At 66.0% G+C, this 25374-nt stretch carries 25 protein-coding genes; 4 read left to right on the top strand and 21 right to left on the bottom strand.

Annotated features, from left to right (window positions below):
• Positions 1–27 precede the first annotated feature (27 nt).
• The 7 genes from P9217_RS12420 to exbB all read right to left on the bottom strand — a co-directional run bounded on the left by P9217_RS12420 (position 28) and on the right by exbB (position 6149).
• Positions 28–948, bottom strand: a complete 921-nt coding sequence (locus tag P9217_RS12420; RefSeq protein WP_278085906.1) for an ABC transporter permease — start codon at positions 946–948, stop codon at positions 28–30.
• The gene (locus P9217_RS12415) at positions 945–1811 is read right to left on the bottom strand and encodes an ABC transporter permease (protein ID WP_176478976.1); all 867 of its coding nucleotides are present in this window, start codon (positions 1809–1811) and stop codon (positions 945–947) included. The genes P9217_RS12420 and P9217_RS12415 overlap by 4 nt, the downstream gene beginning before the upstream one ends.
• A gap of 19 nt (positions 1812–1830) precedes the next feature.
• Positions 1831–2433 carry an ANTAR domain-containing protein gene (locus P9217_RS12410; protein WP_066998217.1) on the bottom strand — a complete coding sequence of 201 codons (603 nt, stop codon included), beginning with the start codon at positions 2431–2433 and terminating at the stop codon, positions 1831–1833.
• Positions 2430–3524, bottom strand: coding sequence for a transporter substrate-binding protein (locus tag P9217_RS12405; RefSeq protein ID WP_278085907.1), 1095 nt, complete (start codon positions 3522–3524; stop codon positions 2430–2432). Before P9217_RS12405 ends, P9217_RS12410 begins: the two co-directional genes overlap by 4 nt.
• A 159-nt stretch (positions 3525–3683) precedes the next feature.
• Entirely contained in the window at positions 3684–4661 is a 978-nt protein-coding gene (locus P9217_RS12400; RefSeq protein WP_278085908.1) for a TonB family protein, read from the bottom strand.
• Complete coding sequence (exbD, locus tag P9217_RS12395; RefSeq protein WP_278085909.1) at positions 4658–5143, bottom strand: TonB system transport protein ExbD; 486 nt, start codon at positions 5141–5143, stop codon at positions 4658–4660. Before exbD ends, P9217_RS12400 begins: the two co-directional genes overlap by 4 nt.
• Before the next feature lie 7 nt (positions 5144–5150).
• A complete protein-coding gene (gene exbB / locus P9217_RS12390) occupies positions 5151–6149 on the bottom strand; it encodes a tonB-system energizer ExbB (protein ID WP_278085910.1) in 999 nt (332 codons plus the stop codon).
• A gap of 190 nt (positions 6150–6339) precedes the next feature.
• Between exbB and P9217_RS12385 the strand changes: the two genes are divergently transcribed.
• Positions 6340–7014, top strand: a complete 675-nt coding sequence (locus P9217_RS12385; RefSeq protein ID WP_095799679.1) for an isochorismatase family cysteine hydrolase — start codon at positions 6340–6342, stop codon at positions 7012–7014.
• Between the two features lie 307 nt (positions 7015–7321).
• Here the strand turns inward: P9217_RS12385 and P9217_RS12380 are convergent, their stop codons facing one another.
• Together P9217_RS12380 and P9217_RS12375 are read right to left on the bottom strand one after the other, a co-directional pair.
• Positions 7322–8167 carry an LLM class flavin-dependent oxidoreductase gene (locus P9217_RS12380; protein ID WP_278085911.1) on the bottom strand — a complete coding sequence of 282 codons (846 nt, stop codon included), beginning with the start codon at positions 8165–8167 and terminating at the stop codon, positions 7322–7324.
• A gap of 155 nt (positions 8168–8322) precedes the next feature.
• The gene (locus tag P9217_RS12375) at positions 8323–8472 is read right to left on the bottom strand and encodes a hypothetical protein (protein WP_082953811.1); all 150 of its coding nucleotides are present in this window, start codon (positions 8470–8472) and stop codon (positions 8323–8325) included.
• Between the two features lie 281 nt (positions 8473–8753).
• On the opposite strand from P9217_RS12375, the gene P9217_RS12370 reads away from it, so the two are divergent.
• Positions 8754–9521, top strand: a complete 768-nt coding sequence (locus P9217_RS12370; RefSeq protein ID WP_095799677.1) for an SDR family oxidoreductase — start codon at positions 8754–8756, stop codon at positions 9519–9521.
• 161 nt (positions 9522–9682) lie between these two features.
• On the opposite strand, the gene P9217_RS12365 is transcribed toward P9217_RS12370, so the two are convergent.
• The 10 genes from P9217_RS12365 to P9217_RS12320 form a co-directional block, all read right to left on the bottom strand.
• Entirely contained in the window at positions 9683–10627 is a 945-nt protein-coding gene (locus tag P9217_RS12365) for an ABC transporter permease (protein WP_278085912.1), read from the bottom strand.
• Positions 10624–11679, bottom strand: a complete 1056-nt coding sequence (locus P9217_RS12360; protein ID WP_095799675.1) for an ABC transporter permease — start codon at positions 11677–11679, stop codon at positions 10624–10626. Before P9217_RS12360 ends, P9217_RS12365 begins: the two co-directional genes overlap by 4 nt.
• Positions 11680–11709: 30 nt before the next feature.
• Complete coding sequence (locus tag P9217_RS12355; RefSeq protein WP_127247316.1) at positions 11710–13221, bottom strand: ABC transporter ATP-binding protein; 1512 nt, start codon at positions 13219–13221, stop codon at positions 11710–11712.
• Between the two features lie 164 nt (positions 13222–13385).
• A complete protein-coding gene (locus P9217_RS12350) occupies positions 13386–14411 on the bottom strand; it encodes a BMP family protein (RefSeq protein WP_278085913.1) in 1026 nt (341 codons plus the stop codon).
• Positions 14412–14557: 146 nt separating this feature from the next.
• Complete coding sequence (locus tag P9217_RS12345; protein WP_067323048.1) at positions 14558–15505, bottom strand: ABC transporter permease; 948 nt, start codon at positions 15503–15505, stop codon at positions 14558–14560.
• A 3-nt stretch (positions 15506–15508) separates the two neighbouring features.
• Positions 15509–16483, bottom strand: coding sequence for an ABC transporter permease (locus P9217_RS12340; protein ID WP_278085914.1), 975 nt, complete (start codon positions 16481–16483; stop codon positions 15509–15511).
• 1 nt (position 16484) lies between these two features.
• Positions 16485–17948, bottom strand: a complete 1464-nt coding sequence (locus P9217_RS12335; RefSeq protein ID WP_278085915.1) for a sugar ABC transporter ATP-binding protein — start codon at positions 17946–17948, stop codon at positions 16485–16487.
• 45 nt (positions 17949–17993) lie between these two features.
• Positions 17994–19010 carry an ABC transporter substrate-binding protein gene (locus tag P9217_RS12330; RefSeq protein ID WP_066998252.1) on the bottom strand — a complete coding sequence of 339 codons (1017 nt, stop codon included), beginning with the start codon at positions 19008–19010 and terminating at the stop codon, positions 17994–17996.
• A 95-nt stretch (positions 19011–19105) separates the two neighbouring features.
• Positions 19106–19996: an SMP-30/gluconolactonase/LRE family protein gene (locus tag P9217_RS12325; RefSeq protein WP_095826272.1), complete on the bottom strand. Its 891-nt coding sequence runs from the start codon at positions 19994–19996 to the stop codon at positions 19106–19108.
• On the bottom strand, positions 19996–20190 hold the full coding sequence (locus P9217_RS12320; RefSeq protein ID WP_067323038.1) for a 4-oxalocrotonate tautomerase family protein: 195 nt from the start codon (positions 20188–20190) through the stop codon (positions 19996–19998). The genes P9217_RS12325 and P9217_RS12320 overlap by 1 nt, the downstream gene beginning before the upstream one ends.
• 142 nt (positions 20191–20332) lie before the next feature.
• On the opposite strand from P9217_RS12320, the gene P9217_RS12315 reads away from it, so the two are divergent.
• The gene (locus P9217_RS12315) at positions 20333–20596 is read left to right on the top strand and encodes a hypothetical protein (RefSeq protein ID WP_311202689.1); all 264 of its coding nucleotides are present in this window, start codon (positions 20333–20335) and stop codon (positions 20594–20596) included.
• Positions 20597–20694: 98 nt separating this feature from the next.
• Here P9217_RS12315 and P9217_RS12310 read toward each other — a convergent pair whose 3' ends face one another.
• Positions 20695–21435 (bottom strand): response regulator transcription factor, encoded by a 741-nt coding sequence (locus P9217_RS12310; protein WP_278085916.1) that lies wholly within the window; start codon positions 21433–21435, stop codon positions 20695–20697.
• Positions 21435–22712 (bottom strand): histidine kinase, encoded by a 1278-nt coding sequence (locus P9217_RS12305; protein WP_067323031.1) that lies wholly within the window; start codon positions 22710–22712, stop codon positions 21435–21437. The genes P9217_RS12310 and P9217_RS12305 overlap by 1 nt, the downstream gene beginning before the upstream one ends.
• A gap of 223 nt (positions 22713–22935) precedes the next feature.
• On the opposite strand from P9217_RS12305, the gene P9217_RS12300 reads away from it, so the two are divergent.
• Entirely contained in the window at positions 22936–25353 is a 2418-nt protein-coding gene (locus P9217_RS12300) for a glucan 1,4-alpha-glucosidase (RefSeq protein ID WP_278085917.1), read from the top strand.
• Positions 25354–25374 lie beyond the last annotated feature (21 nt).

The following is a 25374-nucleotide window of genomic DNA, read 5'->3' as shown; positions in this document are numbered from 1 at the left end:
GTTCCCTTTCTCTGGTTGTTGCCTTGTTCATCTGAGTTTAATTCGGGGGTCGATGAAGGGCGCGATGACGTCGGCCAGCAGGTTGCCGAGCACGATGGCGAAGGCCGAGACCAGGGTGACGCCCATGATGATCGGGATGTCGACGCGCTGGATGGCCTGCCAGGCGAGCTGGCCGATGCCGGGCCAGCCGAAGACGCTTTCGACCACCACGATGCCGCCCATGAAGACGCCGATGTCGATGCCGATCATGGCGACCACCGGCAGGATGGCGTTGGGCAGCGCATGGCGGAACAGGATGGCGCCGCGCGCCAGGCCCTTGGCGCGGGCGGTGCGCATATAGTCCTGGCGCAGAACGTCGATCATCGACGAGCGCATCATGCGCGCATACCAGCCGGCGCCGAGTATGCCCATGGTCAGCGAGGGCAGCACAAGATGCCGCCAACTGCCGTAGCCGCCGATCGGGAACCAGCCGAGCCGGACGGCGAAGACATAGAGCAGGAGCAGGCCGACGACGAATTGCGGCGCCGAGACGCCGACGAAGGAGGCGACCATCAAGGTCTGATCGGTGGAGGTGCCGCGCTTGACGGCGGCGATCAGGCCCATGGTAAGGCCGATCGCGAGCTCGCACAGGATGGCGCCGACCATCAGAAGCAGGCTCGCCGGCAGCCGCGAGACGATGAGCTCGGTGACTTCCGAGCGCTGGATGTAGGAGCGGCCGAGATCGCCGCGGAGCAGCCTTGTGAGATAGTGCCAGTACTGGACGATGAAGGGCTGGTCGAGGCCGAGCTGCCTGCGGATGTTTTCAACCGTGTCGGGCGTCGCGCTGCGGCCGGCGATCTGGCGCACTGGATCAGCCGGCAGCAGATAGAGCAGCGCGAAGGTGATCAGCGAGACGCCGAGCAGGATGAGCAGCGACTGGATGAGACGTCGGCCGAGATAGGCGATCATGCCCGCCCCCTCTGCGTCGGGTCGAGGATGTCGCGCAGCGCGTCGCCGATCAGGTTGAAGGCAAGCGCAAGCGCCAGGATCGCGGCGCCGGGGAAGAACACCAGCCAGGGCGCCGCCTGGAAATAGGTCTGGTTCTCGAAGATGATGTTGCCCCAGGAGGCCGTCGGCGGCTGCACGCCGATGCCGAGATAGCTGAGCGTGGCTTCGAGCAGCACCGTGGTCGAGATGCCGAGCGTGCCCCAGACGATGATGGTCGGCAGCAGATGCGGCAGGATATGGCGCAACAGGATGCGCGGCGCGCTCGCCCCTATCGTGCGCTCGGCATCGATGAACTCGCGCTCCGACAGCGACGAGGTTTCGGTGTAGATGACGCGCGCGGTCTGCACCCAGTTGACCAGCGCGATCACCATGGCAACGATCCAAAGGCTCGGCTCGAACACCGCCGCCAGGCAGATGGCGAGAAGCAGTGCCGGGAAGGCCATCATCAGGTCGGTGAAGCGCATCAGCGCGCTGCCGATCCAGCCGCGGAAATAACCGGCCGTGACGCCGACCAGCGTACCGATCAGAAGCGCCACGCCGTTGGCGACGATGCCGATGATCAGCGAGGTGCGAGCGCCGAACAGGATGCGGGTCAACAGGTCGCGGCCGAGCAGGTCGGTGCCCAGCCAGAACTTGGCGTTCGGCGGCAAGGGCGAACCTTCCAGCGTCAGTCCGTCGAACATCTGCTCGTTGGGATCGTAGCCGGTCAGCCACGGCGCCAGGATGGCGCCAGCAAGCACGATGGCGACGATGAAGAGTCCGAGCAGCGCCAGCGGCCGCTTGAGCAGCCGGCGCCAGACGCCGGCGCGCGGCTTGACCGGCATTTGGCCCGGCGCCGGGAGATCAGGCGCGATGGGATTGGTCACCGCCATCCTCGTTTTCCGTCATCGCCACGATCCGCCGGGCCGCTTCCTCGACGCTGATCTGCCAGCTCATCGCCAGCGACCGCAACTGCGCATAGGCGCGATCGTCGTCGCTGCCTTTCGACAGCGCCGCGACCGCGCGCACGATGGTCTGGCGCTCGCCGACGCGCTGGCGCAGCGACGCGATCTCGTCGGCCAGCCGTTTCCCCGCCTCGAAGCTTTGCCGGGCGATCAGCAGCGCGCTGTACACGCCCGCATTGCCGACCGGTTTCAACAATTGCGCGTCGGCTTTTTGCGACAGCGCCCATTCGATGCGGCCCGGCGCTTCCGAACCGATCAGCGCCACCAGGGGCATCGGCGCCTCGCCCGGCTGCCACGGGAACTGCTCGTCGAAGCCGAGATCGGCGTCGAAGAAGACGAAATCCGCGGCAAGCGCCTCTGCCGGCAATTGCGGCCAGCATTCGACCGCCTCAAGGCCGATCGCCGACAGCTGCCTGGTGATCGCCTGCACCGTCGCGTGCGGGCGATGCAGCACGAAGGCCCGCGCGCCGCCGAGATTGGGGATGCGTGCGGACCGGCTCACGACACCACCCTGAGCCGCGGACGGCCGAAGGTCTTCGCCGGGTCGTAACGCGACAGATAGGGATCGGGCGCCACCTCTTCCTCGCGGCTGACGACCTCGAAAAATCCATCGGCGATGCGCCCGATGATCACCGGCAGGGTTGCATGCTGCGTGTGCGGATCGATTGCGATAGGCCCCAGGCGGGTCCTGAAGCGGCGCCCGGCGAAGGCTTTTGAGAACGCCGCCGGGCCGGCGTCGGGATCGCCGGAGAGCACGTCCGCCATCACTTGCACCGATGCATAGGCGGACGCCTCGAAGGACGAGGCGAAGGCAGCCGGGCGCGGCGCGAAATAGGGTCCGGCCGACAAATGGCCCCTGCCCGTTTCGCCGATCGCCGGCAACTCGCCCTCGGTGAGATTGCAGGATATGACCGGGCAGGCATCGGCCTTGAAGGCCGCATTCTCGCGTCCCAAGTCGCGATATGCCGCCAGGAAGGCATAGGACGAGGTGCCGATGAGGTTGTTGAGGATGAAGTTCGGCCGCGTGGCGCGGATTTCATCGATCAGGCGCGAAACGTCGGTTTCGCCGATGCGCAGGTAGCGCTCGCCGAGCACCTTGCCCGCAGCGTCGGCGATCAGGTCGCGCGCGACGCGGTTCATCTCCCAGCCCCAGATATAGTTCGAGCCTAGCAGGAAGCCGTTGGCGCCGAAACGCGGCGCTACATGAGCCATCAGCGGAACCAGATGCTGGTTCGGGCAGGCATGCATGTAGACGACATGCTCGTTGGCCTCGAACCCCTCATAGGGGCAGGCATACCAGAGCATGCCGCCCGCCTTCTCCAGCACAGGGATCGTCTCTTTGCGGCTCCAGGAGGTAATGCAGCCGATCACGTGGCGGGCGCTGCTGGTCCGGAAGATATCCTCGCAAAGTGAGGCGTAGCGGTCGGCATTGCTTTGCGGATCGCGTTCGACCGGCACCAGCTCGATCCCGCAGCTTCGGTCGGCATTGATGTCGGCGATCGCCCGCATCGCGCCCGTACGGCACGCGTCCGAGACGAGCTGGTAGCTGCCGGATCGCGAATAGAGGACGCCGATCTCGATACGCCGTTTCAAGCAATGCCCCAAAAATGAAAAAGCCCCGCAGCCGCCGCCGACAGGCGAGGCATACGAGGCATTCTTGCCGTCCGGCGACCGAGGCCGATATGTTCGCAGCTACCCTATTCCCTACCGCCCGCCAGTCAAGCCTCAAAGTTGCATGGCGCGGCGGGGCATCTAATCGCGCAGGCTGAAGACGAAAGGCGCGGTGCGGGTGACGTGGGCGCCGAGTTCGGCCGGCGGCGCCGGCACCGACGCGCCCTGCAACACGCCGAGCGCGGCGCGATCGAGATCCGGATCGCCCGAGGATTGCGCCAGCCGGGCAGAGACCACCCTGCCGGAGACGTCTACCGTGAAGGTTACGGTAGGCGTGCCCTCGACGCGCCTGGAGCGCGCCGCGCTCGGATACCGGATATTCCGCCTGATCCATGCCGCCAAGCTGGAATTCCAGCGCGACGGGCTGACGCTCGATCGCGACACCGACTCGGAGGATTGCGGCGCGGCGGCTTTCGCGCCTGCGTTGGCATCGATGCTGGCCATCGTCACGGCCTTTGGCGGCGCGGCCTTTGCCCTTTTCCTCTGGTTCGGCTTTTCGACCGGCTTCTTTTCCGCTTTTTTCCTCGCCTCGACGGGTTGGCTTGCCTTCGGCTGCGCCTCGACAGGCTTTGGCTGCGGCAGCGGAACGGAGCCGTCGGGAGTAACTGTCTCGACTGGGTCGGGCACGACCTCGTCTAGCGGCGGCCGCTCGCTGAGCGCAGCTGCTGTCTCCGCCGGTTCGGCCTCCTCCGCCTTGTCGGAATCGACCGGCGGCTCGGCGACCGGCTCGACCCTTTTCATGACCGGCGCCGGATCGATCACCGGCTTCACTTCGCTGACCGCCGGCGCCTCCTTGATTGCATCGGGCGGCTCCGGCGTGACCGTGTCCAGCATGGCCGCCTCTTCCGGCACGCCAGGCGTCGTCGGCAGCGGCGTCATCTCGACTGCCAGCGCCGGCGGCGGGCCGCCGTCCGGCACCTCGGTAAAGCTCAGATTCTGCACCGCATAAGCGACCGCGACATGCGCGGCGAAAATAACCGTGGCCGCGCTTGCCCACAGACCGGCTTCGCGGAAGCCGAAGCGTGGCTGGGTGGACAAGGCGGCGATCGCTTGCGTCATTGCGCCGCGCTTCCGCTTGTCGCCGGCGCGGAGGTGGCGCCCGCGGCCGCAGCCCCGGTGCCGGACGCCGTCTCCAGCCCGACCAGCGCGATCTTGAGGTAGCCCGCAGCGCGCAGCAGGTTCATTACCTCCATCAGCTCGCCATAGCCCACCGTCTTGTCGGCGCGCAGGAAGATGCGCGTCTGCTTGTCGCCCTTGGTGCGGCTGTGGAGCACGGTGGCGAAGCTCGGTCGCGGCACAGCCTCATTGCCGATCGCCAGAGAAAGATCGCTTTTCAGCGTCAGGAACAGCGGTGTCTCCGGCCGTGGCGCCGGCGTCGCCGTCGACCCGGGCAGGTCGACATTGACGTCGACGGTCGCAAGCGGAGCCGCGACCATGAAGATCATCAAAAGCACCAGGATGACGTCGATGAACGGGGTGACGTTGATCTCGTGGCTTTCCTCGAGATCGTCGCCGGCCGTCTCGCGAATCCGCGCCGCCATTGGCCGCTCACTCCGCTGCCAACGCGGTTGCCGGCGGCACCGTGCGAAAATCGAGGTCACGGCTGACCAGCCGCTCGACGCCTGCCGAGGCGTCGGCGAGGATCTGCCTGTAGCCGGCTATCGATCGCGCGAAGACGTTGTAGATCACCACCGCCGGGATCGCAGCCACCAGACCCATTGCCGTGGCGAGCAGGGCTTCGGCGATGCCCGGCGCCACCACCGCAAGATTGGTGGTCTGCGCCTGCGAGATGCCGATGAAGGCGTTCATGATGCCCCAGACTGTGCCGAACAGGCCGACGAAGGGCGCCGTGGAGCCGATGGTGGCGAGCAGGCCGGTGCCGCGCGACATGCGCCGGGAAGCTGCCGCCTCGATGCGCGACAGCCGCGAGGTGACGCGCTCCTTCAGGCCGTCGCCCGAGATGTGATCCAACGCACCGGCCGAGAGCGCGCGCTCTTCCTCCGCCGCCCGCACCAGCAGCGCGCCCGGGCCGCCGCTGTGGCCGAGCGCGCGGCCGGCCTGCATCAGCGTCGCGGCATTGCCGATCGCGTTCGCCGCGCGCCGCGCCTTGAGCTTGCCGCCGAGGATCTCCAGCGACTTGGCGAGCCAGATCGTCCAGGTGACCAGAGAAGCGAGAGCAAGTCCGACCATCACCGCCTTCACCACGATGTCGGCATTCATGAACATGCCCCAGGGCGACAGGTCATGCGGCAGCGTCAGCGCAACGGCGGAAGTCTCTTCGCCCCCGGCAGTGCCCGGCGCCGGCTGAACGCGCGGTTCGGTCGGTGCGGCAGCGGTTGGTGCCTCCGTCGCCGGGGGCTGTGCCGCGGCCGGGGCCTGAGCTGCCTGCACGACTGCCGGAGCTGTTATGGGCTGCTGAGCGGGCGCTTGTGCGGCCGGTGCCGCGGGTGCCGGCTGCTCCTGCGCCAGCGCGACGTCGGGAAGAAAGGAGCCGGCCGCAAGAATGGCGAACGCGGCCAGCACCACAAAAAGACTGTTCCGGGACAAGGCTAGTCCTCGCTTCATCATTGCACGCCAATGCCGTCTGACTAGAAAACATGAGTTAGCGAGTCAACTATTAAGATGTCCATCACCATCAAATATCCGGGTCGCGCGCCGGTAGCCGGGGACGCCGTGAGGTCTGGACTGCGACGCCGTCGCTGGGCCACCATGTCAGCCACAACCGAGGCAGCAGGCGATGATCAAGGCGACCCCGTTCGACTTCCCCTATGACGGAAGGCTGGTGCCGCAAGACACCGCCCTGCTCGTGATCGACCTGCAGGCGGATTTCCTGTCGCCGACAGGCTATTTCGCCAGGAAAGGCTATGACCCTTCGCCGCTGCGGGCCATTCTGCCGACGGTGAATCGGCTGATTGCGGCCGCGCGCGCCGCCGGCCTCGCAATCGTCCATACGAGGCAAGGCTACCGCGCCGACATGGCCGATATGACGGCTTACGAAAAATGGCGCCGCAAGCGGGCGGGACTGGACGGCACCGATATCCTGCTGCGCTCCAGCCCAGGCTTCCAGATCGTCGCCGACATAGAAGTCAGGCCCGAGGACATCATTGTCGACAAGACCTGTAACGGCGCCTTCACCTATACGGATCTGGAACTGGTGCTGAGGGCGCGCGGCATCACCCATCTGATGTTCACCGGCTGCACGACCGATGTCTGCGTTCACACGACGCTGCGCGAGGCCTGCGACCGCAATTTCCAATGCCTGACGATTGCGGACGCCTGCGCCAGCGGCGACGGCCGGGCGCACGAAGCCGCGCTGCATATGGTGACGGTCGAGGACGGCGTCTTCGGCGCGCTGGCGAGCTCGGAGGCGGTCATCGCCGCGCTGTCGCGGATCGCAGAAGAACGGGATTGATATCGGGATTTCGGGATCGCAGAATCCGCCGGTCACAAATCTTTTTGCGTGCACCGTTCCGTTCCCGGCATCGCTTTCGTCTTCACGGTTAGCCGCCGCCGCCAAGACAGACGGAGCCAAGCCATGTCGACCGCAGTGACCTTGATCAATGTCTTCACTATGTCCCGTCTTGATGAAACCGGCAGCCGCAGCGGCCGATCTCACCTCGCTCCGCGATTTCACCGAAGGTGTGCCCCGGTGAACGAGCGCGACGCGAACGTTCCTGGCGCCAGGGTGTCGGCGTCGCACCGAGCCAGCGAATTCGCGATCAGCGTGACCGTCTCGCGATCCGCGCGATCTCGCTGGGACGGTCGATACCGCCGATCATGAATTCCTCGATGCCTAGCGCGGCATAGGGCAACAGCGAGAGCGCAAGCCGCGCCGGCGGCCCCGCGACCTCGACCGCCTTGTGGTCGGAGGCGCCGGACCAGCCTTCGGGGCGAATGCGGACGGGAAGCGCGAAGCGCAATCTGCCGGCGCGGCCGTGCTCGGCTGCAGCGCCGCGCACACGCTGCATCAACTGCGCGACTTCGTCCGGCGAGCCGGCCGCCAGCTCGAATATATCGGCATGCCGGCCGGCGACCTTCAGCGCTGTGCCGGACTGGCCGCCAAGCCGGATGGTGAGGTTGCCGCCATGCGGGCCCTTGCGCGGCACGTAACCGCCTTTGACGCTGTAGAAGGCGCCTTCATGGTCGAAGGGCTTGTCGTTCGACCACAGCCGCTTCAGCAGCACAAGATATTCGTCGATGCGTTGCCACACCACGCTGTGGCCGACCGGCCGCGCCTCGGCATCACTGTCCTGGAGCGGCTCGCTCAGCATCCTGAGCGACAGGCGGCCGCCGCCTCTGCGGTCGAGCGCCGCGAGCTGCCTTGCCGCCACCGCCGGCTCGACCACACCGGCCCAGTGCGTCAGCACCACTTCCAGCGCCGGGGTGCGGTCGAGCGTCTGCGCGGCGATGTCCATGTTGGCGAGCAGGCCGGCCGGATCGTCGATCACCAGCTTGCGGAACCCCGCATCCTCGATCAGCGACAGCTTGGTCGCCGTCTCGGCGAAATCGTAGAAGAAGCTGCCATTCGCAGGCTTACCGGGAACATGCGTGAACTCGATCGGCATTGCCATCTCCTCCGTCACGTTGGCTTGCCCCGCTCCACCTCGAACAATCCAATGCGCGCAGGCGCGCCGACGCGCCCTGGCGCTCGGCCAGTTATCTACTCCGGTTACTCCAACTCAGATTTTTGGACGGCGGGGCCGTAGGGCCCCCGGCTCTGTCAGGGGATGATCCCAAGCACCACCGCGCCGGTGAACACGAATGCCAGCGCGAAAACGAGATAGGCGAAGGTTCCGCCATAGGCGGGCCTCCAGCTCTGGTCGGCGGTCAGCCTCTGGCCCTTGCGCTGAGCATTCTGCATGTAGGTCATGGTCGAACCTCGTTCTCGGCCATTAATCTATAAAGTTAGTAGACTTTGTCGAGTGCTATTTTGCGCCGGTTTTTGGAAGGACGTCCTCGGAAACGGCAAACTTGAGGGGCGTTTATTCTCACCGAGATCGAAAAACGTGCGGAGATGCGCCACCGGGAGGATCCGACAAAATGCCTGTAGCTCCGGCTTTTCGGCGGCAAACGGCCTCGTTCAAGCGCTTGGCTATTCGGTACGCGAGGGGATAGCATCAAAATAGTCTCACAGGACTCAGGGAGAAAAACATGGGTGGAAGGCTGGCGGGCAAGGTCGCCATAATCTCGGGCGGCGCGACGGGCATGGGTGGAGCGGCTTCCGAGCTGTTTGCCGCCGAAGGCGCCAAGGTTGCGATCATCGACCGCAATGGCGGGGCCGCCGGCAAGACCGCCGTGGCGATCCGCGCGCGCGGCCATGTCGCGGAACATTTCGTAGCCGACGTTTCCGACGAGGCGCAGGTCGAGGCGGCGGCGAAGGCGGCCGCGGAAAAATTCGGGCCGGTGACCGTGCTGTTCAACCACGCCGGCACCATCGTGATTAAACCCTTCTTGGAGACGACCCTGCAGGAATGGGACTGGCTGCACGCCGTCAATGTGCGCTCGATGTTCCTGATGACGCGCGCGGTGCTGCCCGGCATGATCGCCGCCGGCGGCGGCTCGATCGTCTGCACCTCGTCGATCTCGGCGGTGGCAGCGACGCCGAACGAAGTGCTCTATGACACCACTAAAGGCGCCTGCCACATGTTCGCGCGTGCCATCGCGGTGGAGTTCCGCGATCGCAACATCCGCTGCAATGCCATCTGTCCCGGCTTCATCCGCACGCCGCACGGAATGCGCGAGGTCGCCGACCTCGGGAAGCTCGGCGTCGATGTTTCCGATGCCGCCATGGCCGCGCAACAGGGCCGCATCGGCGAGCCGGAGGAAGTGGCCAAGGCGGCGCTGTTCCTGGCGAGCGACGAATCGAGCTTCGTCAACGGCGCGCATCTGTTCGTCGACAACGCCTTCACGGCGATCTGAGGCGTCCCAAGCTGGGCGCCCTTCCTCTACCCCGTCGATCGGGGGAGAGGTGTCGAGCGCAGCTCGACGGAGTGGGGGGTCGACCCTTGGCGGTGCAGGAAGGTTCTTGCACCTTGATCCGTTGGGGGAACCACCTTGCAACCGTCGAGGAAAGAATCTACCTACCGTTCCTCGCGTCGAAACGGCTTCAGCAGCGCCGAAGGCGCGACCGCGTTGCGCGAAATGAAGGCCATGGCGACGATGGTGAAGATGAAGGGCAGCATCAGGAAGGCTTCGTAAGGGATGTGCCCGAGGCCGCTGGCCTGCATCCTGAGCTGCAGCGCGTCGACGAAGGCAAAGAGCAATGCCGCGCCCGCCGAACGCCACGGGTCCCAGCGGCCGAACACCACCAGCGCGATCGCCACCCAGCCGCGCCCCGACACCACGCCGAAGGTGAAGGCGTTGAACTGCGCCATGGTGAGAAAGGCGCCGGCAAGACCCATCAGCGCGCCGCCGAGGATCACGGCCTGGAAGCGCGTGGCGATCACGCTGACGCCGGCGGAATCCGCCGCGCGCGGGTTCTCGCCGACCATGCGCACCGACAGCCCCCAGGGCGTGCGGTAGAGCACGAAGGCGGCAAACGGAACGGCGATGATCGCGAGATAAACCAGCGTGAACTGGTTGAACACCGCCGGCCCCAGGATCGGAATGTCCGACAGCAGGGGGATCGGCGCCGGCTGAAAGCCCTTGATGCTGGGCGGCACCGATTGCTGGCCGAAGATCAGCCGGTAGAGGAAATAGGCGAGCCCAGAGCAGAACAGCGTCACTCCGATGCCGCAGACATGCTGGCTGAGGCCCAAGACCACCGTGAACAGCCCATGCACCGCGCCCATCGCCGCCCCGACAAGCACGGCCACCAGCATGCCCAGCCACAGGCTGCCGCTCAGGCTCGCGGCGGTGAAGCCGGCCATGGCCGCCAACAGCATGATGCCTTCAATGCCGAGATTGAGCACGCCCGCCCGCTCGGAAAACATCTCGCCTAGCGTGGCGAAGGCGAGCGGTGTGGCGATACGGATGATGGCGGCGAGAAAGCCGACCTGAAAAATCTGCTCTAACACCGCGCTCATGCGGACGCCCCCACGCGGCGGATGCGATAGGCGGTGAAGAGCAGCGCCACCAGCATCGCAAGCAGCGCTGTACCCTGGATGACCTCACTGAGGAAGGCCGGCACGCCGGTCGCGCGCGACATCGCCTCGGCGCCGGTCATGACCGCGGCAAGGAAGATCGCGGCCGGCACGACGCCGAGCGGATTGAGCCTGGCGAGCATCGCGACGACGATGCCGGAATAGCCGTAGCCCGGCGAGATGTCGCTCATCACCTGGAAATGGACGCCACCAACCTCGCCGACGCCGGCCAGTCCGGCCAGCGCGCCGGAAAGCAGCGCGGTGGAGAGCAGCACGCGCTGGGTATTGATGCCGCCATAGCGGGCCGCCTCCGCATTCTCGCCGGTGACGCGGATGCGGAAGCCGAGCGTGGTGCGCGCGATCAGGAACCAGCAAACGGGCGCTGCGATCAGCGCCACGACGACGCCGATATGCAGCCTTGTGCCTTCGATCAGCACCGGGAAATTGGCGGAATCCTCGATTGGCGGCGAGATCGGATAACCGGAAAAGGTGTCCTTCCACGGCCCCTCGATCAGCGCCATCAGCGCGTAATAGATGACCGAGTTGAGCAGCAGCGAGCTGACCACGTCGTCGACCTTGAATTTGACGCGCAACGTCGCCGGCACCAGCGCGACGAGGGCGCCGGCCGCCGCGCCGGCCAGCGCCATCAGCAGGATGGCGAGCGGTCCTGGCATCGGGATGGCGCCTACGGCACAACTCGCAACCGCGCCGGCCAGCAGCTGGCCTTCGGCCCCGATGTTCCAGAATTTGGCGCGGAAGGCGATCGCCACCGCAAGGCCGGTGAAGATCATCGGCGCGGCGCGCACCAGCGTCTCGGTGATTGCGTAGCTGTCGCCGAGCGAGGCCGAGAGCATCACGCCATAGGCTTCGATGACACCGGCGCCGGCGACGGCGATGAGACCGCTGCACAAAACCAGCGCGACGGCGATGGCGAGTAGCGGTAGTGCGAGATTGAACCAGGCCGGCGTCGAGCTGCGGACTTCGAGACGGAACATCAGGCGTGCTCCCGAGGCAATTCCATAGCTCTACGCCCTCCCCTCCGCGCCGGTCATCAGCAGCCCAAGCCTCGCGACGGTGGCCTCCGGGCCGGAAAGCGTGCCGGCGATGCGACCCTCATACATCACCGTGATGCGGTCGCAGAGCATCAGCAATTCCTCGAGATCCTCGCCAATCACGATGATCCCGCAACCCTTCGCCCGCATGGCCAGGAATTTTTCGTGGATGAACCGTGCAGCGCCGATGTCGAGGCCGCGCGTCGGCTGCGAAACGATCAGCACCTTCGGGTCGAAGGCGAGCTCGCGCGCCAAAAGCGCCTTCTGCAGATTGCCGCCGGAAAGCGCGCCGGCGCGCGTCATGGGCCCGGGACAGCGTATGTCATAGGCCTTGATCTGCGCTTCGGCGAAGGCGCGGATCGCCACCGGATCGAGCAGCCCCATGCGGCTGAAGGCCTCGGTGCCGATGCGGGGCAGCACCATGGAGTCGGCTAAAGGCAGATTGGTGACCAGCCCGGTCGTCATCCGGTCTTCCGGGATGCGGCCGAGTCCGAGCGCCTGCAGCGCCCGCGGCGAAAATTGTGCAACTGCTTTGCCGGCTATCGTCATCGAACCGGCACTCGGCGACAGCATGCCGGAGATCACATCAGCCAGCGCCCGCTGGCCATTGCCGGAGACGCCGGCAACGCCGAGGATCTCGCCGGCGCGGACAAAGAGCGAGACCTCGCGCAGCGGCGTGCCGCCGTGACCTGAGGTGGAAACGCCGTCGAGCGTCAGCACGGGCGCGCCCGGCGTCGAGACCTCCTTGATCGGCGGCATGATTTCGTGGCCGCACATCAGCTTGGCCATCTCGGCCGAGGTGGTTCCTGCCGGATGATCGACGCGGCCGGCGACCTTGCCATGCCGAAGCACGACGCAACGATGCGTGAGCGCCCTGACTTCGTTGAGCTTGTGCGAGATGAAGATGATGCCGAGCCCTTGCGCCGCCATCGAGCGCAGCGCGGCGAAGAGGCCATCGACCTCGCTGGGCGCCAGCACCGCCGTCGGCTCGTCAAGGATCAGGAGCCTGGCGCCGCGAAACAGCGCCTTGATGATTTCCAGCCGCTGCTGCTCGCCGATCGAGAGCGCCGAGACCGGCAGGCCGGGATCGAGATGTAAGCCATGTTGGCGGCCGATCTCCTTCAGCCGCGCCAGCCCGCCCGTGCGGTCGATGCGGCCGGACTTGCCGGCAATGCCGATCAAGAGGTTTTCCAGCACCGTCAGCCGCGGCGCCAGATGAAAATGCTGATGCACCATGCCGATGCCGGCCGCGAGTGCATCGGCCGAATTGTGGATGGCGACCGGCCTGCCCTCGACCAGGATCTCGCCCGCATCCGGCGCATAAGCGCCGAACAGTACGTTCATGAGCGTCGTCTTGCCGGCGCCGTTCTCGCCGAGCAGGCCAAGGATCTCGCCGGGGGCGACGCTGAGATCTACGCCCTCGTTCGCCTTGACGGCGCCGAAGCTCTTGGTGATGCCGCGCATTTCGATCAGTGGGACGGGCAAGGATGCTCCTAATATCCCTCCCCCTCGAGGGGAGGGTGGCCTGCAGGGCCGGGTGGGGTCGCCCGCGACGCGCTCCATCTTCAGTCGTCAAGGTCGAGCGGTTGAGACGACCCCTCCCGCCTCGCTTCGCTCGGCACCCCTCCCCGCAAGGGGGAGGGTACTGGTCAATCCGACACCGGCGTGTTCTCGTCGACGTCGACGCGGAAATTGCCTTCCAGGATCTCGGCTCTCTTCTTGGCGACCAGGTCCTTGGCCTCGGCCGGCAGCGTCTTCTCGAACTTGTGATAGGGGGCGAGATCGGAGCCGCCCTTGGCCATGCGCGAGAAGTCGCCATAGTCCTGCGCGGTGAAGACGCCCGCCTTGACCAGCTTGATCGCCTGCTCGACCGTCGGATACATATTCCATACCGGGCCGGTGATCACCGTGTCGGGTCCGAGGCTCGACTGATCGGACATGTTGGAGATGGCGTAGATCTTCTTTTCGACCGCCGCTTCGATGACGCCGAAACGCTCGGCATAGATGACGTCGACGCCGGCATCGATCTGCGCGATCGCGGCCTCCTTGGCCTTCGGCGGATCGAAGAAGGAGCCGATGAAGGCGACCTTCCGCTTGATGTTTGGATTGACCTCCTTGGCGCCGGCGAAGAAGGCGTTGACCAGGCGGTTCACTTCCGGAATGCCCATTGCCGCGACAGCGCCGATCGTGCCCGACTTCGACATCTTGCCGGCGATCAGCCCGGAGAGATAGGCCGGCTCGTGGATCCAGTTGTCGAAGACGCCGAAATTGGGTTCCGCAGGCCCGGCGCCGGAGCCGAACAGCCAGGCCGTCTTCGGGAACTGTTTTGCCGTGCGCCGCGATTCGCGCTCGGCGGCGAAGGCGTCGCCCAGCACCAACTGGTAGCCGCCTTGCGCATATTCGCGCATCACGCGGCTGAAGTCGGCGGTCTGCACCTTCTCCGACCATTTGTATTCGATGCCCAGCTCCTTCTCGGCCTTCTGCAGGGCGACATGGATCTGGTTGTCCCAGGGCTCCTCGATCGGCGTCGCGAAGATCGCCGCCACCTTCAGCTTCTTGTCCTTGGCGAAGGCCACGCCGGGCAGCGCCGCCGCGGTCAGCCCGAGGGCGCCGAGTTCCAGCACATTGCGCCGCGACAGGCCGGCGCGTTGCGTTTTGCGATGATCGTTTTCCATTGAAATCCCCTCTGCTCGACGACCGTGTCGAGCCGGCCGTTCAAAACATGTCAGACGGGAGGACTATGGAACGACGCCCGACCTTTGTCCACATGGTCAAATTTGGCTGGAGAGACCCCGCAGAGCGACCCCCTCCTCGCGACTTGTCACCGCACAGCCTTCTCGCCACCCGCCGCCGTGATCACCCCGACGATGATCAGCCCGGTCAGCACCAGCCGCACGCCGGCGCTGACGCCGAAGGTGTTGAGCATGGTGAGCAAAAGCACCAGGAACAGGCCGGCGCCCCAGACGCCGGGCACGTTGGCCTTGCCGCCGGCGACCGAGGTGCCGCCGATGACGACGACCGCGATGGAGGCGAGCAGATATTCATTGCCGATATCGACATTGGCGCCGCGGAAATAGCCGGCAAGCAGCGCGCCGTCGATGCCACCCAGCGCGCCGCAAAGCGTGTAGGTGAGGAAGCGGATGCGGCCGACATTGACGCCGGCCAGCCAGGCGGCGCGGATGTTCTGCCCGATCGCCAGCACCGAGCGGCCATAGATCATGCGCTGCAGCGCCAGCGCCGCGGCGATGGTGAAGACCACCGTCAGCATCGCCAGCACCGGGATCCCCAGCACCTGCCAGTTGGTGAAATCGGCAAAGCCAGGCGGCGGCTTGATCTGCAGGCCGCGCCCGTAGCTGATGTCGACCGACTGGATGATGAAGCTCGCCGACAGCGTCGCGATGATCGGCGGAATCCTGAGCGCCCAGATCAGCAGATAGTTGATGGCGCCGATCGCCGCGCCGCAGGCGAGCGCCGCCAACAGCCCGACGACGATCATCGAATCGCTGCCGCCCATAACCTTCATCGCCACCGCGCTCGCCAGTCCGATATTGGCGGGCAGCGACAGGTCGACATTGCCGGGGCCGAGCGTGATGACGAACATCTGGCCGACGCCGACGATGACGGTGAAGACGGCAAGCGAAAGTGCCGCCGTGACCATACCGCCGGCGCCATAGCCGCCGGTGAAGGCGACGGTCGCCACCCACACGAGAACGGCGCCGACGAAGGACCAGAGCCAGGGTTTTTCAAGCAGCATCCGGACAGAGGTCATCGTTCACCTCTCCCTGCGGCTGATCAGCACCCGGGCCGCCAGCACGATGATCAGGATCGCGCCATTGGCGGCCACTTGCCAATCGGGCGGGATGTGCATGAAGGTCAGGAGCGGCGAGGCGGCCAAAGCCAGCGTCAGCGCGCCGATGACCGCGCCGATCGGCGACACCCGGCCGCCGACGAACTCGCCGCCGCCAAGGATGACGCCGGCAATCGAAAGCAGCGTGTAGCCGTTGCCGATATTGGCGTCGGCCGAAGTGGTGATGCCGATCAGCGCCATGCCGGAAAGCACGCCGAACAGGCCCGTCAGCGCGAAGAGCACGATCTTTGTCTTGAGCAGCGACCAGCCGGCGCGCCTGAGCGCCGCGGCATTGCCGCCGGAACCGCGCAGGATGACGCCATATGAAGTGCGCATCAGGCCAAAATGCACGATCGCCGCGATGAGCAATGCCGCCAGGATAGGGAACGGGATATAGGGCGGCTTGAAAGACATGATCGCCAGCAGCCAGTCCGGAGCCTTGCCGCCCGGCTTCGGCAGGATGAGGATAGCCAGCCCCTGCCAGACGAAGCTCATGCCGAGCGTCACCACGATCGAGGGCAGGTTGCGCAGATGGATCAGCGCGCCGAGCAGCGCGTAGACGCCGATTGAACCGAGCAGCACAGCGACACCGATGAACGGCGCATCCCTGAGCCAGGTGGCGGTGACGCAGCCGACAAAGCCGACGAAAGTGCCGATCGAGAGATCGAGCTCATTGCCGGCGATGACGAACATCTGCGCGATCGTCGCCAGCGCGATCGGGATCGCCAGGTTCAGCATTAGATTGAAGCCGAAATAGCTGATGGCGCGCGGATTGAGCCAGGAGATGGCCATCAGCACCAGCGCCAGCGACAGCGCCGGCAGCAGGCTGCGCAGCGTGCGTGCGCGGGCCGCGCTGCCGCGCGAGGATTTGGGGACCGTGCCGGGAGCGATCGCCGTCATCTCAGGCCGTGTCGCCGAACGAGGACTGGATGATCTTCTCCTCCGTCAGTTCGTCGCGCCTAAGATTGGCGACGATGCGGCCGTTCTTGAAGACATAGACATGGTCGCAATTGTCGAGCTCTTCGGTTTCGGTCGTGTACCAGAGGAAGGTGCGGCCCTTTCCGGCCTCCTCGCGCACGAGGTCGTAGACTTCGAGCTTGGTGCCGATGTCGACGCCGCGCATCGGATCGTCCATCAGCACGATCTCGGCATCGGAGCCGAGCGCGCGCGCAAACAGCGCCTTCTGCTGATTGCCGCCCGACAGCGAATAGATGTTGTTGTTCATGTCCGGCGTGCGGATGCCGATCTTCTTCTTCCAGAATTCGGCCAGCTCCGCCTCGCGCTGCGGCGAGATCAGCAGGCCGTCGCGCAGGCGCTGAAGCGAGCGGATGCCGATGTTCTGGGCGATCGACCATTGGGCGAAGATGCCGTCCGCCTGGCGGTCGCCGGCGACCAGCGCCACCGGCGCCGTCACTTCGATGCCGGCCCTGGCGCGCGAGGCGGCCGAGAAGATCGCGAGCAGCAGGTCCGTCTGGCCATGCCCCGCGAGTCCGGCAAGGCCGATGATCTCGCCCGCCCGGGCGACAAGCTCCTTGCCATCCTGCTGCCGCGCCGGGCGCGCCCGCACCCTGAGAGCCCCAACCGCGACCTTGCGGGTCTCGGCGGCGGCCTTCTGATGTTCCCCGGCGCCGCCCATCGCGGCGACCAGCTTGTCCCGGTCGAACGCGCTTGCGGCGTCGGCGGCGACCACCTTGCCGTCGCGCATCACCACGATGCGGTCGGCATTCTGCAGCACCTCGCCCAGCACATGGGAGATCAGGATGCAGCTGCCGCCCGCGGCGACGAAGCGGCGCACGAATGAAAGCAGCTGGCCGGCCGTGTGCGCATCGAGCGACGAGGTCGGCTCGTCGAGGATGACCAGATGCAGCGGCTCGCGGGTCAGCGTGAAGGCGCGCGCCACCTCGACCATCTGGCGGCGTCCGATCGACAGATCGCCGGCAATGTCGTCCGCCGCGATGCCGTGGTCGGGAAAGATCTCGTCGAGCTTGGCCTGGATGAGATCGGCGGCCTTGCGCCGCCAGCCGAGCCCGCTGAGCGAGGGATGGTTGATGCGCGTGTTCTCGGCGACGCTGAGGTTTGGGCAGAGCGACAGCTCCTGGAACACGCAGCGTATGCCGAGCTCGAGCGCGCGCGCCACGGAATAGCTCGCTTCCTGGTTGCCACGCACCGCGATCTGCCCGCCATCGGGCCGCAGCGTGCCCGCAACCATATGCATCAGCGTCGACTTGCCGGCGCCGTTGTGCCCGACCAGCCCGACGCATTCGCCGGCGCCGACATGGAAGTCGACGCCGTTGAGCGCGCGGACGGCGCCGAAGTGCTTTTCGGCGCCGTCCAGCCTGACGATGTCTGCAATAGCCTGGAGCATCCTCAACGATATCCGGTCGGCGATGCGGCTGGCAATGTCGCGCCGCTATTGCTTGATGTTGGCCTTGATGGCCGCGATCGCGTCTTCCTGGGTGTATTCGTGGGTAGCGACGCCGCCTTCCTTGATCTTCGGCAGCGCGGCCTCGAAATTGTCCTGGGTGAAGGCGAGATACGGCACCAGCAGATCGTGCGGCACGTCCTTGCGGCCGTCGAGCACCTGCTGCGCTACCCAGAAGGCGAGCGTCGACACGCCGGGCGCGATCGAGGCCGACCAGGTCTGGTAGCCGTCCTTGTCCTTCTGCTCCTTCCACCACTTCAGCTCGTCCTGACGGTTGCCCATGATGATGGTCGGACGCGGCTTGCCGGCGGCGGCGAACGCTTGCGCGGCGCCGTAGCCGTCGCCGCCCTGGTCGACGACGCCGACGATCTCCGGCAGCGACGGCAGGATGGTCGCCACCGCCTTCTGCGCCGTGGTCTGGTCCCAGTCGCCGGTCACGGAGCCGACGATCTTGAACTCGGGATGGGCGGCGACGCCTTCGAGGATACCGGCATGGATGGCATCGTCGATCGAGGTGCCTGCCAGCCCGCGGATTTCCAGCAAATTGCCGCCCTTCGGCTGGAACTTGGCCATCTGCTCGACTTCCTGCCTACCCATGTCCTTGAAGTCGACGACGACGCGGTAGGCGCAAGGCTCGGTCACGATGCCGTCGAAGGAAACGACGACGATGCCGGCGTCGCAGGCCTGCTTGATGGCGCCGTTCAGCGCATCCGGCGAGGCGGCGTTGATGACGATGGCGTCATAGCCCTGCAGGATCAGGTTCTGCACCTGCGCGGCTTGCGTCGGCACTTCCTTGTCGGCGGTGGTGAAGACATCCGCCGCCGCCACGACCTTGTCCTCGACCGCTTTCTTGGTGACGATGGCGTAGCTGTCGAGCATCGCCTGGCGCCACGAATTGCCGGCATAATTGTTGGAGAAGGCGATCTTCTTGCCGCTCGTGTCGGCAAGCGCGGTGCCCGAGGCGAGCATGGCTGCAAAGGCGCTCAAGACCAGTAGTTTCTTCATGTCATTATCCTCCCAGATGTGTTGACTGCTGCACTTCCCACCGGCCCCTGCGGGCCGGCTTCACTCCCATCCGATCTGAGCGCGAACGGTCCCGCTCAAAACAGCCTCAATCCCGGCACCCGTACCCTCAGCCGGTAGAGCGACGTCGACGCGGCGATGTAGAGGCTCCGCAGGTCCTCGTCGCCGAAGGTGAAATTGGCACAATCTTCCGGCGTCGCGATGACGCCGAGGAGATCGCCCGACGCGTCAAAGACATGGATGCCGCCCGGGCCGGTGCAATAGAGGTTGCCGCGGCTGTCGATCTTCATCCCATCCGGCGCGCCTGGCGCATCGCCCTCGGTCACAGCCCATACGGCGCCGCCATTGAGGTCACCATTGGATTCGACGCCGAACACACGGATGTGGCCACGCGTGGTATCGTTGACGAAGAGCCGCGATTCATCGAGCGAGAAGCAGAGCCCGTTGGGCTGCGCGAAATCGTCGGCAAGCAACGTCAGCCCGGCGCCGTCGCCGTCGATCCGGTAGACGCCCTGGTAGGACAGTTCCTGCGGCCTCGGCACGCCGTAGAATTCCGCTCGGCCGTAGGTCGGATCGGTGAAATAGATCGAGCCTCCAGTGGCGACGACAATGTCGTTCGGGCTGTTGAGCTGCTTGCCCTGGTAATGCGTGGCGAGAACGGTCGTGGTGCCGCCCGGCTCGGCGCGGGTAACGCGGCTGCTAGCGTGCTCGCAGGTCACCAGCCGCCCCTGCCGGTCGAGCGTGTTGCCGTTGGCCATGTGGCTCGGGTCGCGGAACGCCGCGATTTCGCCGGAAGCGCTGCGCCGGTACATGCGGCTTTGCGGAATATCGGAAAAGACCAGCCATTTCTCATAGGGATGCCACACCGGACCTTCGATGAAGCCGTAGCCGGTGGCGAGCCGCTCCATCGCCGCATTGCCGACGACGTCATCAAAGCCGGAATGACGGGCGCGCGCCGGGATCGACATCACGGGCTCTTGGGTTCCCGCACCGGCTTGCCGGCGACGAACCAGTCGCTGCCCGGCACGTCCTCGATCACCACCCAGATCGCGTCCATGGGCAGTCCGGCGACCTCGCTGATCGCCTCGGTGACCCGGCGAGAGATCTCGTTCTTGCGCTTTTGCGAATGACCCTCGAGTATCCGTATGCTGACGAACGGCATGAGCGCTTCCCCGTGATTCTTGTTTTTGTAGGACAAAAGCTAGTCGGGACGCGGACCGGGCGATAGCGGTCTAAGCGCAGCACCGACTGTGGTTTTGCACAGTCGGCGCCGGCATCCGCGGCTGCAGACAGGAGAACCATTGATGGCGGAGAGATGCGGCAGGCCGATCGTACGGATTGCGGAGCTGGAGATCGATGCCTTCCAGCTCGACATCTTCAGGGCCTTGCTCGCCGAAGAGATCGAGGCCTCGGTGCAGAACGAGCCCGGCGTGTTGTTCCTGCACGCGGTCTCGATAAAAGGGTTCGCCCGAAACGGTGCGCGTCATCGAATGCTACGTCGATCATTCCGCCTACCACGCCCACCTGACCGCGCCGCACTTTCTCAAATACAAGGCGCGGACGGCTGATATGGTCAGGTCGCTTCGATTGATCGAAACCGAGCCGATCGTTCTGAGGGCCAAGAGCAATCAGCATTCAAGCTGAGCCTGTTCACCCATCGCGGGGCTTACTGCTCCTGCAACGGCGTTGCCTGCGCGAGCCAGGCGTCGAGCTGCTCCTGCTCGCGCCGCAGCGCGTCGATGTTGATCAGGCCGCGCGCCATGGCCAGATAGATTGCGCGGGTGCGCGAATTGAACACCGACGCCTCGCCAGCACCCTCCTCCGGCGGCACTATTCCGAGCTTGTCATAGACATGCTTGATGCGGCTCTGCGCGCCGCGGATCGACAGGCCGCGCCGCGCCGCGATCGCTCGGTCGGTGAGGCCGAGCGCGATGTCGATCAGGCTTTCATACTCGCCGTCGGTGATGCCCTCGAACCGGTCCTGGACGCGGTGCTGGATGCCGCGGATCTCGCGATCGATGATGCAATGCCCCTCGCGGAACACGCCCCGCAGCGCCGAGCGCATGCCTTCTTCCGTCGCCGATTTCAGCACATAGCCATAGACCGACCCCGGCGGCACGATGCGCGCCACGCCGCGCACATAGGCCTCGTCGGCGAAGTTGGACCAGAACAGGATATGCGTGCCGGCGCGCTGGCTCCAGATGGCGCGCGCCACCTCGATCCCGGTCGCCTTGGGCAGTTGCAGGTCGAGCACGACATGCGGCGGCTGCCGTTCCGCCGCAAGATTGATGGCGTCCTCGCCGTCGCCGGCTTCGATCACCTCGACATCGCCGGGCCACAATTGCTCGACGGTCCGCCGCGCGAAGGTGCGGTGCAGCCCGTCATTTTCGGCGATCATGACCAGCATCAGACTGCCTCCGCCACCGGCTGAGCTTCGGTTATCGCGGTGCCGTACGCCGCCGCCTCGGCCTCGGCGGACTCGCGATCGATCTCGATCACGACCCTGGTGCCGCCCTTGCGGTCGGCCGGCTCGAAACGCAGCCGCGCCCCGACAAGGGCCGCTCGCGTGTGCATGTGGCCGATGCCGCCTTGAGCGGCGGGATCGATCGCGCCGCAGCCATGCCCGTCGTCGGTGACGGTCACGTTGAATGTGGTTGCCGTCGACGCCAGCTGCACCTCGATGCGGCTTGGCGCGGCATGACGGACCGCATTGTTGATGGCTTCCTGCACGATGCGATAGAGCGCGGTGCGAAGTGTTTCCGACAGGCCGTCGGCGCTGCCGTCGCTGGTGTCGGCGATGCGCACCGCGATCGGCGGCTTGGCCCTGGCAACGCTGCGGTTGAGATGTGCCTCGACCGCGTCGCGCAGGCCGAACAGTTCCAGGACGCTCGGCCGCATGTCGTCGACGATGTGGCGCAGCTCCGCCAGGCAGCCCGCCACCTCCTGCTCGAGATCGGCAAGCTGGGCCGTCCGCGCCACGCCCCGGCTGCGGAACGCAGAAACCTGACGTGCGATGCGGGCAAGGTCGGCGAGCGTCTGGTCGTGCAGGTCCATGGCCATGCGGCGCCGCTCGCGCTCCATGCCCTCGGTCAGTTGCGAGGCGCCGACTCTCAGCAGTTCCGCCCGGTTGCGCGCCTCGCTTTCGGCGAGCATGGCGCGGCGCGCTTCCTCTGTCTGGATCAGCGCGAACATATAGGGCCCGATGAGGTCGGCGCATTGCTGAGCGACCTCGACGTCCTCTTGCGAGTAGCAGCCGGCCTTGTGCCGGCTGATGTTGAGCGCGCCGATCACGCTGCCGCGTGCCCGCAGCGGCACGATGATGCGGCTGCGCAGCTTGGCGGCGAAGATCGGTCCGTCGAACGCTCCCTCGAAGTGGAATCGGTCGTCGAGAAGCGCGTTGTCGGTCAGAAGATAAGGCGTGTCGCCCCACAGCACGCGCCGGATCGGGCTGCCCTCGACCGGATGCTGCGCCAGATCGCTCCAGCTGGTATGGAAGCCGGCCTCGTAGCAGGCATGCATGCGCCCATCGAGCGACAACACCGCCAGATCGATATGGTCGTGCGGGATGAGCGTGCCGATTTCGATCGCTGTCGCCCGGAACGCTGAGCCCGGATCGATATGGCCGGCGAGCGCCCGCGAGATCGCGAGCAGCCGATCGATCAGCTGGGGAGATACCTCCGACATGTCTCCTCCCTGTCCCCCTGATGAATGCCGTGGAACGACAGCCAAGCCGCGCCGCGCGGCCTCGATCCTGTTTTCCGCAGTTCCTCCCTGCCCGAGAAATAGTGAGCGCTTGACGGCGCCGCTGTCAACGATGGGTCAAGCGACCCGAGCCCGATCAACTTCGGGTGCGGCGATTGAAAAGCCGCCGGCTCCTGGTCTAGGAACGGCCGCAGGAGGCCAATTGATGGCAGTGACGCCGACCGTTGCTCAGGGCGCCCCGGGAATTCCCGCGCGCTGGACGTCAAGCGCCAAGAGCGGCGTCGGCACCGGGCTTTCAGCGAACAGCCCGCTTTGGTTCACCATCAGTCACGGCATATTGAACGAGGTCTATTATCCCCGCCTCGACAGCGCCTGCACGCGCGACTTGGGGCTGATCATTACCGGTCCCGGTGGCTATTTCTCGGAAGAGAAACGCGATGCCGCCCACCTTGTCGAGCCATTTGAAGCCGGCGTCCCCGGCTATCGCCTGGTCAACACGGCGGTCAATGGCTCCTATCGGATTGAAAAGCGCATTGTTACGGATTCGAAACGGCCCGTTCTGCTGCAGGAAATTACATTCGCGGCGCTCAAAGGCTCAGCCTCGGACTACCAGGTCTACGCGCTGCTCGCGCCGCATCTCGTCAATCGCGGCATGGGCAACACCGGCTGGCTCGGCGAGCACAAGGGGCAGCGTATCCTCTTTGCGTCAGGCCGCGGCGTCTCGCTCGCGCTTGCCGCCTCGCTGCCCTGGGGCGCCTGCTCGGCCGGCTATGTCGGTTTCTCCGACGGCTGGCAGCAGCTGCGAAATAGCGGCGCGCTCGATCCTGCCGCTCAGCGCGCGGAGGATGGCAATGTGGCGCTGACCGGCGAGATCGGCTTCTCGACAGGCAAGGGCACCGCATTGCTGGCGCTCGGCTTCGGCGCCTCGCAGGAAGAGGCGGCTGAAGCCGCGCTGGCCAGCCTGAAGGACGGTTTCGATGCGGCCGCCGAAACCTATGCCGCCAGCTGGCGGAAATTTCAGTCCGGCCTGGAGACGCTCGACAGGCAAGCCGCCTCCGGCCTGAATACCTACCGCGTCAGTACCGCGGTGCTTGCCTCGCATCTGTCGATCGCCAGGCCTGGAGCCGCAGTCGCCAGTCTTTCGATCCCCTGGGGCTTCAACAAGGGCGACGACGATCTCGGCGGCTACCATCTGGTCTGGCCGCGCGACCTGGTCGAAACGGCGGGGGGCTTCCTTGCAGCCGGCGACGCCTGGCAGGCGCTCGATATTCTCACCTATCTCCGCTCGAACCAACAGCCGGACGGTCATTGGCCGCAGAACTGCTGGGCGAGCGGCACGCCCTACTGGCCTGGCATTCAGATGGACGAATGCGCCTTTCCGCTGCTGCTTGCCGACGCGCTCCGCCGCGCGGGTCATCTGCCGCGCGCGAAGCTCGACGACTTCCTAGCCATGATCGAAAGCGCGGCTTCCTATGTGGTGCGCAACGGCCCGGTCACCGGCGAGGACCGCTGGGAAGAGGACGCCGGCTACAGCCCGTTCACGCTCGCCGTCGAGATCGCGGCGCTGCTTGCGGCGGCTGACATGCTGGATGCTTGCGACAAAAAAGAGCCGGCAAACTATCTGCGCGAGACGGCCGATTGCTGGAACGACCAGATCGAGCGCTGGACCTATGTCACCGGCACCGAACTCTGCGCTAGGGAGGGCGTCGACGGCTACTATGTCCGCATCGCACCGCCCGACCGTGCTGGCGCCGCTTCGCCGAAGGACGGTTTCGTGCCGATCAAGAACCGGCCGCCCGGCGATAGCCATCGGCCGGCCGAGGCCATCATAAGTCCCGACGCGCTGGCGCTGGTCCGCTTCGGACTGAGAGCCGCCGACGATGCGCGCATCGTGAACACGGTCAAAGCCATCGACGCGCTTCTGCGCTGCGAGTTGCCGCAGGGCCCGCTCTGGTACCGCTATACCGGCGACGGCTATGGCGAGCATGAGGATGGTTCGCCCTTCGATGGCACCGGCCGGGGCCGGCCCTGGCCGCTGCTCGCCGGCGAGCGCGCGCATTACGAGCTGGCCGCCGGGCGACCCGGCAAAGCGGCCGAGCTGCTCGAGACCTTCGAGCGCTCTGCCGGTGCAGGCGGCCTGCTGCCGGAGCAGGTCTGGGACAGACCCGACCTGCCGGAGCGCGAATTGCGGCTCGGCGCGCCATCGGGCAGCGCCATGCCGCTGGTCTGGGCGCATGCCGAGCACATCAAGCTGCTGCGCTCGCTGCGCGACGGCAAGGTCTTCGACATGCCGCCGCAGGGCGTCGAGCGCTACATCAAGCGCAAAACCGTGTCGCCGTTCAGGACATGGCGCTTCAACAACAAGATCCGCTCGCTTCCCGCCGGCAAGCTCCTGCGCGTGGAACTTGCGGCGCGCGGCGTGGTTCACTGGAGTAGCGACAAATGGCTGACGGTGCGCGACGACAACACGGTGGAGAACGCCTTCGGCGTCCACCTGGTTGACCTGGATGTCGCCGGCCTGCAGCCGGGATCGACGGTCGTCTTCACATTTTTCTGGCCCGAAGCGAGCCGTTGGGAGAATGTCGACTTCACCGTCGGCATCGATCCTTCGGATAGCCAGTAAGGTTCTTTCCTCAAGCTATTA

It is taken from the genome of Mesorhizobium sp. WSM4989, assembly GCF_029625795.1.
Lineage (GTDB): Bacteria > Pseudomonadota > Alphaproteobacteria > Rhizobiales > Rhizobiaceae > Mesorhizobium.
This window is presented reverse-complemented; position numbering and strand designations above follow the sequence as displayed.